The organism is Virgibacillus salarius (assembly GCF_039521925.1).
Lineage (GTDB): Bacteria > Bacillota > Bacilli > Bacillales > Amphibacillaceae > Virgibacillus > Virgibacillus salarius.
In genome coordinates this window covers 1-18,808 of sequence record NZ_BAAACY010000063.1, presented here as the reverse complement: position 1 = coordinate 18,808, position 18,808 = coordinate 1, and the positions used below count along the sequence as shown (strand labels likewise).

The following is an 18,808-nucleotide window of genomic DNA, read 5'->3' as shown; positions in this document are numbered from 1 at the left end:
GGGGTGATATGGTGACTGACCGATTTGAAATAAAAGATGGAAGCTTAAGGAAGACTATGGATACTGTAACCTTCGAAATAGCGAAGGAAAAGACGAATATTTTAGCAGATGAACAATTAGAAGAGTTAAAAAGAGACAGTGAATTATTTTTAACCTGCAGACAATATAATATTAAAGAATCGATGGTTCAAATCCATTATCAAATTGATCATGGATTCAAGTCCTTAACTAGTTATGTATCATCAAATAGGGAATTTAAATGTAAATTAGCACGTAGTATATTAACGGTGGACAATTTATTTGGAACACAATACACGACCTTAGTTCATCCAGATAATATTTATGCTAATAATGAGGGAAACATAAAATTTGCCCATCGAGGTATACGTTCTGTATTACCACCTGAGGAATATACATCATTCCAATTACTTCAAGATTTAAAAAATGTATTTTTGTATTTATTCACTACTGGTAATACGGTCACACATGCAATTGATCAAGATATAGTCCAGCGTATTCAAGCAGCGGCCTCAATAGAGCAATTAAGAAAGGCACTGGAACCTTCTCAGGTGAATCAACAACCTATTACGAATAAATTTGAAGATAAAGAAAAAATAGCTTCAAAAAAATTACCATCCTTAAATCGTTCTAAACTGAAGGTAGAAAGAAAATCGTTAATTATCGGTGTAACTGTTGGTATTTTATTAGGAATGCTATTTGTCTATGTTGGCAAGGTAGTACCAAGCACGAAGGCTGCTTCCGCTACGACTAGTGAACTTGATGAGCAACAGGATGAGAATAAAACATTACAAAAAGAACTAGAACAGAAAGAAGCAATAATCAAAGGATATCAGTTCGTTATTTCTGGTGAGACGGAAGAAGCCATAGCTGCATTGGAAAATGTCCAATCACTTGATGAGAATGCTAATAAGGTACTGGCAGGACAATATATCCAATTGAATACATTAGAAAGCTTGTCCAAGGCTTTAGATTTGAACAAGTCTTATGAGGCGGAAGTAGTGGTGAAATTATTAGCTCTTAATAATGAGGAAGCAAATCAAAAAATTCTTTCTATTAAATCGGATCAACCACAAGTTAAGATAGAGCAAGCGTGGTTAAATAAAGACTATAAGCAGGTATTGGAAATTTATAAGGAAATCGCTGATAATAACCGGGCAAAATCTTTAGCCGCTCATAGTTATATTCAAATAAATAAACCGAAAGAGGCACTTAAAATTGCCAAGGCATTAAAAAATAAAGACCTGCAAATAAAAAGTCTACAAAAAGAAAAAGAGCTGATTAAAGCTAATGACGCTTTAGATAAAGATGAGAAGAAGAGTAAAACCGAAAACATAGATAAGCAAATTAAGAAGCTGAAGTAAAAAGGTTTTATCCCATACATAACTGGCAGTAAGGCCCCATTTCAAGCAAAAAAGTGAAACCAATATGGATAAGTGAGCGATCGACTGTCAGTTAAGTGTCCGATTGTTCAAAAGCCTTTAGGTCATACCCTTGTGGTACGAACAATCAGTGGGGAAACAAAACCCCCACTGATTGAAGTTTCACGTTACGTGGTCATGTTACGGTTATGCAAGCACCAGAAGAGAATGTCTTTGTGTTAGTAGGAAAATAATCTTTGCTGTAAAGAAAATAAGAAAAAAGCGTCCTTACATACTATTCTGTAGGGACGCTTTTTTTCATTGTCAGTTATTTGTTAATACTTCAATATGCTTCTTCAGCTTATTCGTCATTTCGTTTAATTCCTCCGTCATTTGTGAGAAGGTTTCCGCTTCTCCTTCCTGACTTTGAACTGCTTGAGCTATATCAGATAATTGCTCAGTAGTCTGTTCAATATTTGACATGATCTCTGCTAATACATTGCTGATTTTATCGGTAGCTTCCGAGGAATCCTGAGCCATTTTCCGTATTTCTTTAGCAACGACAGAAAAGGTTTTGCCATGTTCTCCAGCTCTTGCTGCTTCAATCGCAGCGTTAAGCCCGAGTAAATTTGATTGCTCGGAGATTTTATTAATAAATCCAGTAACATCATGAATTTCACCCGAATTTTTTTCCACATTTTCCGAGTGGGCGGCTATTTGTTGGACGGTTGCGGATAATTCTTCTGTTTGTGAAAGCATCGTATGGGCTTTTCCTTGTACATTATCTGCTAGCTCTTCCAATGATTGAATAATCTCAAGAAATTCATATTCTTGATCTAAGCTAATGCCAATACCAATACAGCCAACGATTTCATTGTTATCAAAAATGGGGATACCTACGCCTTTAAATGGTGCCCCATATTCGGGTGGTGTTTTGATAACGGTTCGTTTACGATTTTTAATTACTTGACCAAACAAGTCATGTTCAAAAAAAGGATCACCAATAGCTACTTTGGCATCCAAGGTTGTGCCTGGAGCGTAGTATAAATACTTTTCTAAATCGACGATGCCGATTAGGATGTTTTCGTTTTGCAAAAGCTCTTTGATTAATGGTCCAAGCTCTACTACCTTTTTAAGGATTTCTGAATCAATTTGAATTGATGTTTGCATGATTTCACTCCATTCTATATGTTTTCTGCGATAAAGGATCGCTGCTTATAAAAATCAGAAAGACAAGCTTCTTCAAAAGCGAAGCCTGCACGGATTAATAATGGTTCTTGATGATATTTACTAACCAATTGCAGACCGATTGGTAGATTATCAGTTGTTGTACCCACAGGAATGGATAAGGCTGGATGTCCTGTCAAACTAAATAATCGTGTAAATCGAGTCATACATGTGAAAATATCTTCCTCCAATCCATCTGTTTCAACATGTTCAATTCCGATTGGTTTAGGGCTTACAGGTAATGTTGGCGTAGCTATCAAATCAATATCCATTAATACATGATCAAGCTGATTAATAGCTTCTTTTTGTATATTTAAAGCCTTGATATAGTCAGTAGCTCCAATTGCTGTGCCATTTAGTAGGTGAGCTTTTACATCATTTCCGTAGTCATCCTGTTGTGTGTGTAGCGTAGTCTCGTGAATCGATGCACCTTCTGCTAAAGCAATGGTAAAAACGCTGTTGCTTGCAGCCTCAGCAAATGGAAGTTCAATATCAATTAAAATAGCACCAAGCTTTTCTAGCTCAAGTAAACTGTTTTGATAGGCTTTTGTAATTTCGGGTTCCACGTGGTCAGTGAAGAAATTAGTAGGTACACCAATGCGCATACCACGAATATCACTTTTACAATGTTCGCTATATCGACGGTCGGTTAATCCTTCCATGATAATGGCTAAGTCAGTTACATCTTGTGTTAATGGACCAACGTGATCCAATGACCAAGAAATACCCTTGATTCCTTTTGTACTTATGTTATTAACGGTAGGTTTTAAGCCGACTACACCACATGCAGATGCAGGGATACGAATGGACCCACCAGTATCTGTTCCAATCGAAGCAAGACCTAAGTTAGCAGCTACAGCTACTCCTGATCCACCACTTGAACCGCCAGGGATATGATCTGTTTTCCAAGGGTTCTTTACACTGCCGTAGAATGGATTGGAAGAAGTGATACCAAAAGCATATTCGTGTAAGTTATTTTTACCCAAATTAATAGCTCCTACGGTTTCTAATTTCTGTACAACATAAGCATCCTCTTGGGGAAAGTATGCTTTATCTATATGTGAACCGTTTGTTGTTCTAATTCCTTGTGTATTAATTAAATCTTTATAAGAAATTGGAACCCCCTGCAAAACAGATGATTGATAACCCTTCATCCAGTTTTCTTCCGCAAGTTTAGCCTGTTTTAAAGCATGTTCATCAGAAACAGTAATAAAGGCATTTAATTTCTTATTCACATGTTCGATTCTCTCTAAAAATAGCTTTGTTATTTCAGTAGGTGAGAATTCCTTATTCTTATAACCTATAAGTAATTCTGATATCTTCATTGTTTTTACCATTTAAAATCCTCCCTCGATGTCACTTACTATATCGGATCTCTATGCATAAATGTTAATTAGAAATATCTTTCATAAGCTATATAGGGGAAGCGATTTTATTGTTAAAATGCCCGATTTTATAATGATTCGGTGCAAAGTATAGACAATAGAAATTTTTGTCTTTAGTAAAGAAGGGAATAACACGTAGTGTATTTTTCCAAAAGGAGATTTCTTCCGCATTTAAAAGCCATTTAAAATAGCCATTCATGAAATGAAGGTAAAGGCGACTCGACAAATCAAGCTCAAACCCGAATACTGCCTGATGATCCTCAAGTAACTTAAAGGCATCACAAATGATATTTGTAAAAAAGCATGTTCACATTGGAGGATACTTCTGCACCGTTTAGTAGAGGACTCTGATGTATTGGTCTTTGCAGTTTAAGCAGTTTCGATACACACCCATCTAGATAGGGGATTTAACTTTTTTCTAATACGATTGATTGATCATCGACTGTCCTATCTGTTGGTGGCACCATTGGCCAAATTGCATCAAGCAGGTCTTCTCTTGTAAAGGTCTGTGATGTGTAACTTCAATCAGTGGAGATTTTGTTTATCCTCACTTCCCCATATTGGTTTCTCTTTATTGTTTGAAGTGGGGGTCTTACTGCCAGTTATATGCGGAATAAAAAATATCCCACGGAGAATTGCTCCGTGGGATGGATTGGGATTACTGAGGGTTACTTACAGTTCTCAACTACCTTCCATGGTCCCCAGTCACCAGTTGTTCCTGGTTCATCGCCTTTTGTCCACCATTTGGCTTCATATATATTGCCATTATGTTGTACACGATCTCCGCCAACGTACGTGTCTCCTCCATTCCAAGCAGGATAATCACATGTTCCTCCTTGATCACTTGTAGAGACAGTCAATGGGGCGGCTGAATAAAGCTTTCCATCCGCATCCTTTGAAGAAACGGTAATCGAATAAGAAGTACCTGACTGTAGGTTTTCTAATTTTGTAGATAATGATGCTGTTGATATTTCTTGATTATTAAATTGAATGACATATTCCACAATAGAAGAAGATTCTGTAGGAGCCTCCCATGATAGATCGATGCTAGACGCTGTTACATTACTAGCATTAACATTCTGCGGAGCTAATGCAGGTGGATTTGGATCTCCTCCATCACCTGTGAAATTTAAGTTGTTTGCCAATGTAGTCACTAGCGTTTGATTTACATCTCCACTATAGTCCCAAAACATAGCGCCTGCAAGTCCTTCAGACTTAATGAAATCTGTTTTATATCCAAAGGATTCTTCATCATCATACGTTATAAAATTTCCGTTTGAAGCATTATATAAATAAGGTACCTTTGCTTTGTCATTCCAATATCGTTGGTAACCATTCTTATTTATATAGTTATCTTCTAAATCGCTAAAGTCAAAAGTGCCATTTTCCCAAGTTCCTTCTGTTGCCGGTGAACAATTCTGATATTCTCCATTATTAGCTGCATCACAATCGCTCCAACCTCTACCATAAAACGGTGTTCCTAAAACTAACTTATTAGCTGGAACTCCATCATTTATATGTCGTGTCACAGCGCTTTGTACGTTAAAGGTATCTGCTTTAGGAAGACCTGCAGCTTCTGCGGCTGGATCAAAATAAAGAGGTGCATTATGACCGCTTTGTGTTTGCCATCCACCGTTAAAGTCATACGTCATAATATTAATCCAGTCCACAATGTCTGCAATTTGACCTAGTTCATTGTTTTCAACATATTCATTACTTGCACCCGAAGCAATAGTAAGTAAATACTCTGTTCCATCTTCTGCTTCAGCAGCATCTAATTTCTCACGAACCTCTTGGAGAAGTAATACATAGTTTTGTTTATCTTCTGGACGTGTACTATTTCCAGGTAGCCCACCACTAACAGGATATTCCCAGTCAATATCAACGCCATCAAAACCATAATTTCGAATAAAGTCAACTGCTGAATTGGCAAATTGCTCTCTTGTTACAGGGTCAGCAGCTACATCTGAAAAACGGTTCGACCAAGTCCATCCTCCAATAGAAATTAGAGTTTTTAAATGGGGATTTTGTTCTTTTAGTTTAATAAGTTGCTTGAAATTTCCTTTTAATGGGTCATCCCAATTATCACCTGGATTTGTTTTTTGGGCATCAATCCAAGGATCTCCCATTACAATAGTTCCATTAGGGGCGTCCATATTGCCATTCTCATCCTGACATGCCCATGTTTGTGGATTTGGTCCAGCAGGATCAGGGTTTCCGTGTCGACCATCCCAGCAAATATCTGCAAATGCATAGTTGATATGACTTACCTTCGAAGCATCCATATCCCATACTTGATAGTCTCTACCATATGCTGCCCATGATGGATAGTAGCCAATAATTTTGTAATCGTTTGTCTCTGCTGCTTGAATGAAACTATTCTGTGTGGGCATGCTTGTAAAGACGAGTAAACCAAAGATGAAAAAAATGAAAAACTTGTTTGCTTGTTTTAATAGATTCACTACGATAATCTCCCTCTCTTTTTAAAATACATAATGAGAAGCGCTTTCATAGTTTTGTAAAATCCAACATGCATGTTTTGGTGTATATCTATCATATTTGTTATAACAAATATTTTCAAGTTAATTAACAGAAATATCTAAATTTTGATTCAATAGACCTAAGTTAAGTTTTAACTTTGATAATTGTATTAATATTTCGTCATTAACAAATGAAATAGGGGAAACTATTAAGTAAAGAATCCTAGTATTGTAAAACCGGATAATTCATTACACAAGTTATTAATTGTAATATCAATTAATAACTTGTAATGATGAATCGTTTTATATATAAATTTTCGCCCTATGTATATATTCCTAAGGCAATTGTGCTATAGTTTAAATATATTGAAAATTATAAAAAATAGAGGGAATGAAGTGCAGAAGTTAGGATGTGTAAATGTAAGTAAGGTTTTTAAAGGAGATGGTGTGGAAACATTTGCTCTGGAGAAAATTAATACCTGTTTTGTTGAAGGAGAGCTTGTTGCCATTGTTGGACCGTCAGGCTCTGGGAAATCGACATTACTTAGCTTGATTGGAGCACTGGATGTGCCTTCAGAAGGAGAGATAATCTATAGAAACGAATCTATTCATAAATATAGTCAAAACAGGTTAGCCGATTTTCGGTTTGAGCATATTGGTTTTATCTTTCAACAATTTCACCTATTACCTGCATTAACAGCCCTAGAAAATGTAATGTCTCCATTGTTTTCACGAAAAGTTTCCTGCAACAAAAAAGAAAGAGCAGAGTCTTTATTATCACAAGTGGGTTTAGCTGATAAGCTCCATGCTTTACCTTCACAGCTATCAGGAGGTCAGCAGCAGCGTGTAGTAATTGCCCGTGCATTAGTACATGAACCAAGTTGGTTACTAGCCGATGAACCAACAGGGAATTTAGATACAGATACAGGCGAGTTGATATTTGTTTTCAACGTCTGTGATAACACAACGATAGTTTTTGAGTAAATGCACTTCATCAATACCAAGCCATTTAGGAGTTCTAATATCTGTTTGAGCTTCAAGCTCAACTACAAAGTTGTTTCGTACAGCTTTTTCGTCAACGCCTATATCGTCTGCAACATTGGTGAATGTCTTTTCAAAACTGGTTTCTTGAATCCAATTTATTAGTCTATTAGTAACGGAACGAATTACTAGGAATCTATAATCATATTTACTCTCTTTCATATCAAGAATTTTTAAGTTTGGTAGGTTAATTATATTTTCTCCTTTTAGAATACTTCATTTTTACCTATATTATAGAAAGAAATTCAAAAAGAGCTGTCGAAACAGCCCTTGGATTTCGTAAATATCATATCTTTGGTCGAATCAGATGTAAGGGAATCAAAATTTACAAATGAATACCATCCATTTGTGTTATTTGGTATTGGTTCTATTTAATACTTGACAAATAACTAGCTGCTACTTTGTTTAGAAAATAAGTGTAACCCACTTGCCATTTCTCAAGCATATCTCTATGAAAGTCGTCAACGATGAAATGCTCTGTTTGATTTAGAAAGTCTTGCGGTGTTGATGGATGATCTTTTTTTTCTAAAAATGCTAAATGTTTCTTTACACGATCCAAAACTTTTGAATTATTCGGAGAGAAACCATCTTGTAAGAACTGAATCATATCTTCATTAAATGACTGTGCTTCCATGGCAGAGTCATTCATTGATTCCACATCAATTGTTTTATTCGACAAGTCAAAGTCATATTCTTTTTTCAAGTGTTCATTTTGGTCTTTTAAGACTTCTTGCCATTCTTCTTCAGTTTCAAAACCTTTAAACATAGTTTCCATATCTATATCGACTCCTTCTTTAGCATTTTTAAGAGAGGAATTGATTGTTTTGATTAGACCTTTAAAACGATCAATTTTTTGTTCTAGTAAATATTTTTGCTGAATCAACGTATTTTTCCTGTTGATTTCGCCATCTAATAATTGTTTAATTTCCTTGAGAGGAAAATGCAATTCTTTGTAAAAAAGTATTTGCTGTAATCGTTCTAAATCTTTTTTTCCATATAGGCGATAGCCGGCTTCTGTCGTTTGCTCCGGAATCAAAAGACCTATTTTGTGATAATGGTGTAAAGTCTTTACTGTTGTATGAGCTAGTTTTGCAACTTCATGAACGGTAAACATTTTTTCTTCTCCTTTCAATGCTCTTTATACTAAAGTATCCTCTAAGGTAAGAGTCAACACATTTATTTCACTTTTTTCTTTGAACATCATATGTGAATTTACAAAAGGAAGTAGCTATAACGACACATAAAATAATTAATAAATAGTAGCTGATTGCGGGCGAATGGTTGAAAGTGGATTGTGATGCTCTAACTACCCAGTCAACTGGATTTATTTTTGATAGAATACTTATCCACTTTGGCAATAAATTGGTCGGCATAAAGGCAGAAGACAAGAAAATCAATGGAAAAGAGAAAAACTGCATGACTGTAATCATTGTTGTGTGCTTTTTTGTCAAAGCGGCAATTCCAATTGAAATAGCTCCAATTAAACATGAGAATAATGCTGGTGTAACAAGAAAAAGAATTGGTGGAACTATTCCCATTGGGAGTCTAAATCCCATAAAATAGCTAATAATTATTAGCAAAGTGGATTGGATCAATTGAAACGTGAAAATGTAGACTAAATCACCAATGATGAAAATCAAGTTATTCTTTGGGGCGATTAAATATCGGTTAAATATTCCTTCTCTCATATCATCTAATGTACTCATTCCTAGATATATTCCGCCAAATAGAGCATTCATGATCAAAATTCCTGGTAAAATATACGATACATAATTGGATTCTTCAAACCCACTTACGGAAGATATGCTTGAAAATATCGTGCCAAACAGCACTAGGAAAATCAATGGCTGGAACATTGAAATGATAATTGCTATTGGATTTTTAATTAGCGGTGTTAGCCTCTTTTTTGCTAATAATAAAGCGAATGCCATGTTATTCATAGTTCTGCCTCCTTCTCATTAAAGTTTGCTAAATAAACGTCATTTAACGTTGCCTGCTTCAATTCACTAAATTTAATTTCGACATTACTTTGAATTAAGTATTTCAGTAATTCAGATAAAATTTGTTGTCCATGACTCGTCATAATTGTTAATAATGTTGGTTTTATTTCATGACGAACTATCTCTTTTAGGTTAGAAATATATGCTTCTATTTTATGAATGTTGGCCAAATCCAATTTGCGATAGTGGATTTCTATTTGATCAGCAGCAAGTTTATTGATCAGCTCTTTTGGCGTCCCAATATCAAGTATCTTTCCATTGTTGATTAATGCAATTTCAGTTGCTAGGTGATTAAGTTCCTCTAAATAGTGTGTCGTTACAAAAATTGTCGTTCCTTCATCTTGAGAAATTTTTGTAACTATTTGCCACAGAGTAGTTCTCGACTCTGGATCTAATCCGGCTGTGGGTTCATCTAGTAAAAGGATATCAGGGGTATGAAGTAGACTTATCGCTATATCCAATTTTCTTTTCATACCACCTGAGTAAGTATCAACCAAATCGTTGGATGCCTGAAACAAATCAAATTGCTTTAACAGGTGTTCTCCACGTTCCATTATTTTTGTAGTACTCATGCCATACATTTTTCCGGCAATCCATAAGTTTTCCCAAGCTGTTCCTGTCGAAAATACAGTTGTTTGTTGGAAAGTGACGCCAACTTTTTTTCGAACCTTATTCACCTTGGAAACAACATCTAAATTCGAAATTTCGACAGTACCCTCATTTGGCAAGGTCAAAGTAGCTAATATACTGGTCAAAGTAGATTTCCCTGCACCATTTGGACCAATCAGTCCGAAGATAGAACCTTTTCTCACTTTAAGAGATACATTATTTAAGGCTACCTTTTTGGCAAATGATTTGCTAACATTGTTTACAGTTAGTTCATACATATTCTTCCCTCCTTATTTCTTATAAAAGGAACTATAAGCTATCCTCTTAGGGGAGAGTCAACCATCAAGTATTCCTTTATAAAAGTCGAATTGGAATGAATTTAACCAAGCTGAAGAAATGATCATACCTTATTCTCATTAGTACTGGTCATGTCCAGCGTAAAAACGCCCAAGTGAAAACTTGGACGTGATTCTTTAAATTTGCAGATATTTTAATACAATTATGATTCGATAGTAAAAGGTTTCATAACGAAAACTACATTAAAAGTTAATCAGTTTCATGGATACAGAAAAAATAAATGATATTACATAATTTATGATTTTACACACAATTATCCGATTTACGATGCTATGAACATTAATTTATTTAATAGGGTTGTCAATACTATAATCCGAATACCTTAAATGATTTAATGTTCTTGCAGAAATTTAAATAAATCATCTCTATTGTTAGTTTTATAAACCTTGTCTTTTGTATCAAATACTATAAACGTAGGAGCTTCCTCTATTTCTTCCAATCTTGCATCTTCCATTGTTTTTTCTTGAGTAAAAGTCTTTACGTTATTTATATCATTTTCTTGTAGCTCCTCAAATGTAATTGCGTCATCAGAAACCACATATAAAGCATATTTCCCTTCTTCGTCAGATAAAAAACTAGCCTTGTTCTCTTCTGACTCATTACAGGCAGTAAATAAAAAGCTGATTAAAATAATTATGAAACAGAACTTTTTCATAAATAACCCCTACCAATTCCATATTAGTCATTTTATGTTTTATTTATATTCATTATTTAGAGATAAAAATGCCAGGAATTGCTTGGGTCAGTTCTATATATATCTACATGACTGGTTTCTCTGACGTGAGGAGCCCATGCTGGAACACCTTTCGAGTTAACAGGTTCCCAATACGAAGGAGCATCAAAACCATAACTACCTGCATAACTAATGTCACGATTTATTGTTTGATTTTCGTATAGCTCATCCCTACTCTGCTCTACGGTACCTTGGATTGTATAAGGATTTGTTAAGGTAAGACTTGAATCTTGTCTATCCCAACCACCTTCAGACCGAATCAATCTCCAATAGTCGGTACCGGAATAGGTAGATTTCTCAATATATATTGTTGAGGATGCACGAACGCCATATGAGTCATCCCATTTACTATCTCCACGAGAGCCATCGTAACTGGCGATTAAATTAACTGCATAAGTTTCAGAGTTGTCACCATTAGACATAGTTCTTTTTTCTATTAATTGCGCAGTCTTATATTTCGGTAACATCATATTCAATAATATTACCTTTTGATGTTGTAACCTCTTTGGTGTATTTGTTTACACCAATCCCTTCAACATCTAAATCAGTTTCCCCTATAGATGCTCTTTCCGTTATTTTTTCAGCATTTTTAATTTCACTAAACTTTTCTATGCTCTTTGTAGAACTAACTTCTGCACTTCCAGAGGTGGGTAATAAAAAGGTAAAACTCAAAACTAGAGCCCATGACATAATACTAAATGTATTTTTCAAATAAAACCTCTCCTTTAGTTTAGTTAGTGATTGTTCTTTTATAAAATTAGCACAAAAACAACATTTAACAAATAATGTGATATTTATGCAAATTGATGGATGAAATAAATTCCCGTTTCTTAACGTATATTTTCTGCGAAATGTTGGTGGTACCTTATATTATAATTTCCTTAACGTTGTAAATCTGGACAGCTCCTTTATTCTTGCTGCAAATGCTCAATGATTATTTATAATTCAAAAGATATAGATGAATAGAAGGAGTAATTTCCTGAATGGGGGAAAAATATAGGTCTTTTTTATCGGTGTTATTATTAGAATAATTAAAATAGACAGTTTTTTGCTAATGTTCCACTACATTTTTCCCTCTTTTATCGGTAAAACCGACAGTCTATTTCATAGTAATCCCCCGATTTACATGCTAGATTTGCAGGTGTACTCTAAGTAATAAGAAGAGCAACAAGGTGTTTCAGTTATAGAAAAGTCGGGTTAGTGTACGGAAGTATCACAATAGGCTGGAAATATGTTAAAGGTATCCCTGCTTTACAAGTAGTAACTTGTTTATCCCAGATATACTGGCAGTAAGCCTCCCACTTCCAGTAATAAAGAGAAACCAATATGGATAGTGAGGGATCAATTGCCAGTTGGTTCAAGGGCCTTTAGGTGATCCCCTTGTGGTACTACCAATCAGTGGGGCATAAGCAAGATAGAATCAAATGAGAAATAGAACAAAATAAACAACGAATGGCAGAAGTACTACAAACGGTACAAGAATATTTACGATAGTCTTGCCAATTAACTGGGATATACCTACATCGAGCAAGGAGTACAAGCTATACAGAAGTCTCAAACCAATGTGAATCAGGTGGTAGACTCTAGGAAGCTGATCGACTCATTGAATTAGCTAAAAAAGTAATAAATCAACAAAAAACGAAGAAAAGGCTGCATCTCTCCAAAGATCTCGTGTCAATATCCAAATAATTAGTAAATCAAGGTGGTGAAATACTGTGAAGAAGTTGATACATCTGTTACGTAAATTCATGTCATGTTTGCTAATTGCTATGATCATTATCTTTGCATTTGCGGTTATCACTTCAAAAGTGAAAGGAGAAGAATCGACCATTTTTGGTTATCAAATAAAATCCGTATTATCTGGGTCGATGGAGCCAACCTTTCAAACAGGATCAATTATCGCAATCAAACCAGGAACAGAGCAATCAATGTACAAAAAAGGTGATGTTATCACGTTTAGAACAAAGGAAGAAAAAATGATTACTCACCGTATTGTCGAGGTCAAACAAGCAGAAGAACAGCAGGTATATACGACAAAGGGTGACAATAATGACGGTGTAGATGTGGAGCCTGTATTAACACAAAATATCATCGGAGAGTATACAGGGTTTACTGTTCCTTATGTAGGATATCTTTTAAACTTTGCAAAATCGAAAGTAGGTACAGCGGTATTATTAATTGTACCAGGTGTAATCCTGCTACTCTACGGACTCTTTTCCATGTTCCAAGCAATTAGAGGAATAGAAGATCCAAAGAAGGAGCAATCTACGTAAATGTTTCTCAATATTCGGTTAATACTCTTGTGTTTTGCAAGCATGGGGGATTAATAAATAATAAAAGGGGAGGAAGTTTAATGAGTCTGAAGAAAAAGTTAGGCATGAGCGTGGTGACTGCATCATTGGGGCTATCATTAATTGCTGGAGGTACTTACGCATATTTTAGTGACACAGAGGTAACAGATAATACGTTTGCAGCAGGTACACTGGATTTATCTGTTGATCCAACTACGATTATTGATATTACTAATTTAAAGCCAGGAGACACGATGGTAAAGGAATTTGTACTTGGTAATGAAGGATCACTCGATATCAAAACTGTGAATCTATTAACTAATTATGAAGTGGTAGACGCTTCTGGAGATAATGGAGGCGACGATTTCGGTCAGCATATTAAAGTTAACTTTATGTGGAATTGGGATAAAGAAAGCGAGCCAATTTTTGAAACTACCTTGTATGAGTTGAAAAACATGGATCCAGATGTAGTGAAAAAGGATATATGGGATCCATTATGGGAACAGCATGGTGGTCTAGATGTGGGAGACACGAATGAGCTTTGGGTAGAATTTGAGTTTGTTGATAATGGACAGGACCAAAACATCTTCCAAGGTGATCAATTAAACCTTGAATGGACATTTAATGCTACACAAACAGATGGTGAAGAAAAGTAATTATCTTTTCATTCTATTAATCTATTAAAAGAGGAGAGGATTCGTCTTGAAAAGAAAACTGATTTCTTCAACGTTGGCTCTGACAGTTGCTTTTGGAGGATTTACGACAGCGGGAACTAATGTCTTCGCACAAGAAAATGTAAAAAGTAAGATAGAATATAATGAACAATATAATACGCCTTCTTATATCATTGAAAACTGGAAAGCGCCGAATACTTTAGCTAAAGCAAAAAAACTATCTGAAAAGGAAGTTGCTTTTGCCTACCTTAAGTATCGTAGCAAGCAATTGAAATTAGAAGGGAATATGAAAGATCACTTTAAAGTGGTCGAGGAAGAGAAAGATAATGAAAATGGTACACATCACATTAAGCTTATTGAACAGCATAACGGAGTTCCAATATATGGATCTGACCATACCATTACCTTAGATGAAAATGACAATGTAAAAGCTTACTTTGGTCAAGTAGTACCTGATTTAGCAGAGAAGGACATTCCTTCAAAGGCTTCGATTTCAGGTGAGGATGCAGTCGAAATTACCAAGCAGGACATTGAGCAGGAGATTGGCAAAGTAGAACATTATGATGGAGAGGTGACAAATGAACAGTTCATTTATGAACATGATGGGAAATTTTATCTTTCGTATCTCGTAAAGGCTTCAACGTCGAAACCAGCTCCTGGATACTGGCACTACTTTATAGATGCAACGAATGGTGAGATTATAAATAAAGCAAATGCAATTGATCATGTAACTGGATTTGGTAAAGGCGTGTTTGGTGATAAGAAGAAGTTTGAGATTGCTTTAGGAGATGACGACCAATACCTTCTTTTTGATGAAACACGAGGGGATGGTGTGCATACATTTGATGCACAAAATATGGACTTCTATCTCTTCCATCTCCTATCCATATTATTAGGGTATACGGGTGAAGAAATAACTAGTGGTCATAAGTACTTTAATGATCCAGCTGCAGTCGATGCTCATGTGAATGCTGGAAAGGTATATGATTACTACTTAGAAACGTTTAACCGTGACTCTTTTGATGGAGAGGGTGCCAAAATTATTTCCTCTGTTCACGTCGGAGAAGCTTGGAATAATGCAGCCTGGAATGGAAAGCTAATGATGTATGGCGATGGTGATGGTCGTAATTTCTTGCCTCTATCCGGTGGACTTGATGTGATTGCCCATGAGCTAACACATGCAGTTACAGATAGAACTGCTGGCTTAGTGTATGAAAACGAATCCGGTGCATTAAATGAATCTTTATCCGATATAATGGGTGCAATGGTTGATCGAGATGATTGGCAGATTGGTGAGGAAATTTACACACCAGATATTGAAGGGGATGCACTGCGTTCGATGAGTGATCCTACCTCTGTACAAAATGCGATTACTGGCCCTTATCCAGATCATTATAATGACCGTTATACTGGAGAAGAAGACAATGGGGGCGTGCATATTAATTCAAGTATAAATAATAAGGCAGCTTATTTAGTAGCCGAAGGCGGAAACCATTACGATGTAACAGTAGAAGGAATTGGTAGAGAAAAAACAGAACAAATCTACTACCGAGCACTAACGAAATATTTAACTTCTACTTCTGACTTCAGTATGATGCGTCAAGCGGCAATTCAGGCAGCATCTGATCTATATGGAGAAAACTCATCAGCAGTCGAAGCAGTGAATCGGGCTTATGATGCGGTTGGAGTAGAATAAAAGAATAAATACACTAGAAAGCACTGCATCTCTAAAATGAGAGTGTAGTGCTTTTTTACAGTCTAGGAAATTATAAAATTTGCCCATTTGATAAATAGGCGTGTTGAGCCGCGTCCAGATCCAGCGTCCAGAAACGAGGCGACTTCACGAATTGTCCTAATCTAAGTCATTATCGGCTCGCAGGCTGACCGTGATTCCTTTTTCTCTGTTGACTCGCTCTAGTCGCTACGTTTCTAGTCGGGCGCTTGCGCTTTTGTTGCAGATTTTTAATGCTGATTACTTAACATATGATGTGCTAATTGGACTGCTTTATCTAATTGATTTGTTTTATCGTAATAAAAAAATAGCTCTTTTTCATAGACGTTTACAGAATAGACGTGTCCATAATTTCTGAAAAATGGTAAGGCTTGTTCTTCAAGATAGGAATAATATTGCTCTTGCTTTTCTTGTAATTTGTATAGTAAAAGAGTAAAAAGATAGCTATAGAGTAATTCTTTAAGTTCCTCAGATACAGCTAAACCTTCTTTCGATAATTTCACCAGTTCATCTTTCGTTAATAGATTTCCCTTTATACATGCTTGAATATATCCCTCTAGCGAGTTTAAATATTTTTTTGATTTTACTTTTTTTATTTTCATTGCATCCTTAAACAAGGTGGCAGCTAACTGATAATCCTCCATTCTAAAATAATCATTAGCCAAATTGTGTAAGACAATTGCTTTTCTTGTTACGGTATGACAAAGTTCACAACTCTTAATAAGCGACTCGTATTTTTTTAAGCGAGCTGTGAAATTTGATTGTACATGTTTATTTTGGATAACAAGTAGCAATGTCTCTGTATCTATAACTCGTAGAAAATTATTGGAGCTCTTGAAATAATGTAATGCTTTCTCGGCATAGGAATAGGCCAATAGGTCTGTATTATTAAAGTAATAAGAGATTGCTAAATGATAATAATAATCTGTGTTTTGATATGTATGACTGTTAATAGATTTTAATGCATTAATTGCTTTCAGGTATTCTTGTTTTCGGATATAATAAATGCCCCAAATGTGGTAAAGCAGTCCTGATTCATATGGTGAAAGTTTCTGATTTTGTAATTTTTTGATTATTTTCAATGTACCTGGATCATTTTCTTTGCTAAGTAAGAAACGAGCTTTCAGAAGTTTATATAAATTATTGTAATCGGAGATATAAATTAATTCACTTTCTTCTAGCTCTGCTACTAAGCTATCTGCCTCTTCCTCTTGCTGCATGATAATAGACTCATGCCATTTCTCTAATTTTTGTTGGATGGCTTTAAATGTGCGAATTTCCTCATGCATAGATATGTTAAGTCGTTTCGCTAATAATTCCGTTATATCTTTTGAGAAATGCGTTTGTCCAAGCTCAATTTTACTGATATGGGTAGCAGAGCAGATATCTCTTCCCAGTTCCTCCTGTGTTAATCCAGTCCTTTCGCGGTAGAACTTAATAATTTTGCCTTCATACATCATACATTTCCCCTTCTTAAAGTAAAGATTATTACTATCTGACTTGTATTCTCCCTTCTTATAAAAATACGTTTATCATCATGTAATAGTTTCTCGGTTATGAAATAATTAATGTGAAGTATTTTTCTCCCTATTGGCAGTAAACTCCCCCATTTCAAGCAATAAAGTGAAGCCAATATGGATATGTGGTGATTGACTGCCAGTAAATGTCCGATTGATTCAAACACCTTTAGGTATCCCCTTTTGGTGCTAACAATCAGTGGTGGAATAAACAAAGCTCCCACTGTTTGAAGTTTTACTTTATCCTATTACGTATAACATTACCAAAGCCTGAGCATGTTTTCACGTAGATTTATGGTTTTCATTTTAATCATAAAAGTTGAAATTCCATTGGTTTCCCCTTATCTTATTATCAATACGTCGTTGAAATAGAAGGAGACGCTGTTAGATGTGTAATTCATTGCGTGAAGAAATACAATTAAAATTACAAAATGGCGAATATCATTGTGAAAAGGAACTGACACTTTCCATTTTAAGTGGGAAATGGAAGGTAGTGATTCTATGGCATTTAGGTGTGGAAGGTCCACATCGATTTAGTGATTTGCAGCGATTGTTTGAAAATATATCTCATAAAACGTTATCCAATCAGCTGAAAGAACTCATAGAGGATGGTATCGTTAGTCGTAAAGTCTATCCAGAAACTCCACCAAAAGTGGAATACTCTATGACAGAACTAGGCTATACCTTATTACCAATTGTAGAATCGATGTATGATTGGGGGAAGAAACGAATCCAACAGTTAAAAGAAGAAGGAATAATAAAATAACATAAAGCTAGGGTATTAGCTTGCTTTCAGTGTGTGATATATACGCTCTTAAATTAGACAATTTATTCCCCATATAATTGATATAACTGGCAGTAAGCCCCCATTTCAAGGAATAAAGTGAAATCAATATGGATAATGTGGGATCAACTGCCAGTAAATGTCCGATTGCTTCAAAGACCTTTAGATCATCCCCTTGTGGTACGAACAATCAGCGAGGATAAACAAAACCCCGCTGATTGAGGTTTCACTTTATACATTAAAAAACCAGTAGTCAGTATAAAAGGCTGGTTATATCAACCTTTCCTAGTAGTCTGTGAAATTATAGGAAATGATTAAATTAGACCATGTGGATAAATAGGCGCGTGTTGAGCTGCGTCCAGCTCCAACGCCCAGAAATGAGGCGACTTCTCAAATCACCCTACTCTAAGTCATCATCGGCTCACAGGCTCATTGTGATTCTTTTACTTCCGTTGACTCGCTCCTACTTTTCTATTTGGGCGCTTGCGCTTTTGTTCAAAGTTAAGAAAGTATAAAATCAGTGCAATGCCTGCGTTAAGCCAAGTAGTTATTTTGAAATGGTTGATGTATATTGGCAATGCTCCGACTAATTACTTCGC

16 protein-coding genes are annotated in these 18,808 nt (G+C 35.6%); 6 read left to right on the top strand and 10 right to left on the bottom strand.

Features of this window, described 5'->3' with window-relative positions; genetic code table 11:
• Window positions 1-11 precede the first annotated feature (11 nt).
• Window positions 12-1,382, top strand: a complete 1,371-nt coding sequence (locus ABDZ84_RS08625; protein ID WP_026683205.1) for a type VII secretion protein EssB/YukC — start codon at window positions 12-14, stop codon at window positions 1,380-1,382.
• A 321-nt stretch (window positions 1,383-1,703) separates the two neighbouring features.
• On the opposite strand, the gene ABDZ84_RS08620 is transcribed toward ABDZ84_RS08625, so the two are convergent.
• From ABDZ84_RS08620 to ABDZ84_RS08610, 3 genes are all read right to left on the bottom strand, one after another.
• A complete protein-coding gene (locus ABDZ84_RS08620) occupies window positions 1,704-2,549 on the bottom strand; it encodes a methyl-accepting chemotaxis protein (RefSeq protein ID WP_026683206.1) in 846 nt (281 codons plus the stop codon).
• Between the two features lie 14 nt (window positions 2,550-2,563).
• Window positions 2,564-3,943, bottom strand: coding sequence for an amidase (locus ABDZ84_RS08615; protein WP_226983618.1), 1,380 nt, complete (start codon window positions 3,941-3,943; stop codon window positions 2,564-2,566).
• A 716-nt stretch (window positions 3,944-4,659) separates the two neighbouring features.
• Window positions 4,660-6,384, bottom strand: coding sequence for a glycosyl hydrolase family 18 protein (locus ABDZ84_RS08610; RefSeq protein ID WP_343781154.1), 1,725 nt, complete (start codon window positions 6,382-6,384; stop codon window positions 4,660-4,662).
• A gap of 483 nt (window positions 6,385-6,867) precedes the next feature.
• On the opposite strand from ABDZ84_RS08610, the gene ABDZ84_RS08605 reads away from it, so the two are divergent.
• Window positions 6,868-7,455, top strand: coding sequence for an ABC transporter ATP-binding protein (locus ABDZ84_RS08605; protein ID WP_051388482.1), 588 nt, complete (start codon window positions 6,868-6,870; stop codon window positions 7,453-7,455).
• 424 nt (window positions 7,456-7,879) lie between these two features.
• Here the strand turns inward: ABDZ84_RS08605 and ABDZ84_RS08600 are convergent, their stop codons facing one another.
• From ABDZ84_RS08600 to ABDZ84_RS08575, 6 genes are all read right to left on the bottom strand, one after another.
• Window positions 7,880-8,626, bottom strand: a complete 747-nt coding sequence (locus ABDZ84_RS08600) for a MerR family transcriptional regulator (protein ID WP_026683209.1) — start codon at window positions 8,624-8,626, stop codon at window positions 7,880-7,882.
• A gap of 67 nt (window positions 8,627-8,693) precedes the next feature.
• Window positions 8,694-9,452 (bottom strand): ABC transporter permease, encoded by a 759-nt coding sequence (locus ABDZ84_RS08595; RefSeq protein WP_026683210.1) that lies wholly within the window; start codon window positions 9,450-9,452, stop codon window positions 8,694-8,696.
• Complete coding sequence (locus ABDZ84_RS08590) at window positions 9,449-10,399, bottom strand: ABC transporter ATP-binding protein (protein ID WP_121604577.1); 951 nt, start codon at window positions 10,397-10,399, stop codon at window positions 9,449-9,451. The genes ABDZ84_RS08595 and ABDZ84_RS08590 overlap by 4 nt, the downstream gene beginning before the upstream one ends.
• 410 nt (window positions 10,400-10,809) lie before the next feature.
• Window positions 10,810-11,133, bottom strand: coding sequence for a hypothetical protein (locus ABDZ84_RS08585; RefSeq protein WP_343781084.1), 324 nt, complete (start codon window positions 11,131-11,133; stop codon window positions 10,810-10,812).
• A 56-nt stretch (window positions 11,134-11,189) separates the two neighbouring features.
• Window positions 11,190-11,633, bottom strand: coding sequence for a hypothetical protein (locus ABDZ84_RS08580; RefSeq protein ID WP_343781082.1), 444 nt, complete (start codon window positions 11,631-11,633; stop codon window positions 11,190-11,192).
• A gap of 28 nt (window positions 11,634-11,661) precedes the next feature.
• Entirely contained in the window at window positions 11,662-11,922 is a 261-nt protein-coding gene (locus ABDZ84_RS08575; protein WP_121604579.1) for a hypothetical protein, read from the bottom strand.
• 1,004 nt (window positions 11,923-12,926) lie between these two features.
• On the opposite strand from ABDZ84_RS08575, the gene sipW reads away from it, so the two are divergent.
• From sipW to ABDZ84_RS08560, 3 genes are all read left to right on the top strand, one after another.
• Window positions 12,927-13,484: a signal peptidase I SipW gene (gene sipW / locus ABDZ84_RS08570; RefSeq protein WP_318279823.1), complete on the top strand. Its 558-nt coding sequence runs from the start codon at window positions 12,927-12,929 to the stop codon at window positions 13,482-13,484.
• Window positions 13,485-13,564: 80 nt separating this feature from the next.
• On the top strand, window positions 13,565-14,158 hold the full coding sequence (locus ABDZ84_RS08565) for a CalY family protein (RefSeq protein WP_026683215.1): 594 nt from the start codon (window positions 13,565-13,567) through the stop codon (window positions 14,156-14,158).
• A 46-nt stretch (window positions 14,159-14,204) separates the two neighbouring features.
• On the top strand, window positions 14,205-15,872 hold the full coding sequence (locus tag ABDZ84_RS08560; RefSeq protein WP_166530370.1) for a M4 family metallopeptidase: 1,668 nt from the start codon (window positions 14,205-14,207) through the stop codon (window positions 15,870-15,872).
• Window positions 15,873-16,138: 266 nt separating this feature from the next.
• On the opposite strand, the gene ABDZ84_RS08555 is transcribed toward ABDZ84_RS08560, so the two are convergent.
• A complete protein-coding gene (locus tag ABDZ84_RS08555) occupies window positions 16,139-17,365 on the bottom strand; it encodes a helix-turn-helix domain-containing protein (RefSeq protein ID WP_343781079.1) in 1,227 nt (408 codons plus the stop codon).
• A 448-nt stretch (window positions 17,366-17,813) separates the two neighbouring features.
• Between ABDZ84_RS08555 and ABDZ84_RS08550 the strand changes: the two genes are divergently transcribed.
• Window positions 17,814-18,191 carry a winged helix-turn-helix transcriptional regulator gene (locus tag ABDZ84_RS08550; RefSeq protein ID WP_121604583.1) on the top strand — a complete coding sequence of 126 codons (378 nt, stop codon included), beginning with the start codon at window positions 17,814-17,816 and terminating at the stop codon, window positions 18,189-18,191.
• The last annotated feature ends 617 nt before the right edge of the window (window positions 18,192-18,808 follow it).

Bases quoted from the DNA above. Each gene is read 5' to 3' on its own strand.
- ABDZ84_RS08620 (WP_026683206.1), bottom strand. From the start codon at position 2,549: ATGCAAACATCAATTCAAATTGATTCAGAAATCCTTAAAAAGGTAGTA.
- ABDZ84_RS08615 (WP_226983618.1), bottom strand. From the start codon at position 3,943: ATGGTAAAAACAATGAAGATATCAGAATTACTTATAGGTTATAAGAAT.
- ABDZ84_RS08610 (WP_343781154.1), bottom strand. From the start codon at position 6,384: ATGCCCACACAGAATAGTTTCATTCAAGCAGCAGAGACAAACGATTAC.
- ABDZ84_RS08600 (WP_026683209.1), bottom strand. From the start codon at position 8,626: ATGTTTACCGTTCATGAAGTTGCAAAACTAGCTCATACAACAGTAAAG.
- ABDZ84_RS08595 (WP_026683210.1), bottom strand. From the start codon at position 9,452: ATGAATAACATGGCATTCGCTTTATTATTAGCAAAAAAGAGGCTAACA.
- ABDZ84_RS08590 (WP_121604577.1), bottom strand. From the start codon at position 10,399: ATGTATGAACTAACTGTAAACAATGTTAGCAAATCATTTGCCAAAAAG.
- ABDZ84_RS08585 (WP_343781084.1), bottom strand. From the start codon at position 11,133: ATGAAAAAGTTCTGTTTCATAATTATTTTAATCAGCTTTTTATTTACT.
- ABDZ84_RS08580 (WP_343781082.1), bottom strand. From the start codon at position 11,633: ATGTCTAATGGTGACAACTCTGAAACTTATGCAGTTAATTTAATCGCC.
- ABDZ84_RS08565 (WP_026683215.1), top strand. From the start codon at position 13,565: ATGAGTCTGAAGAAAAAGTTAGGCATGAGCGTGGTGACTGCATCATTG.
- ABDZ84_RS08555 (WP_343781079.1), bottom strand. From the start codon at position 17,365: ATGTATGAAGGCAAAATTATTAAGTTCTACCGCGAAAGGACTGGATTA.
- ABDZ84_RS08550 (WP_121604583.1), top strand. From the start codon at position 17,814: ATGTGTAATTCATTGCGTGAAGAAATACAATTAAAATTACAAAATGGC.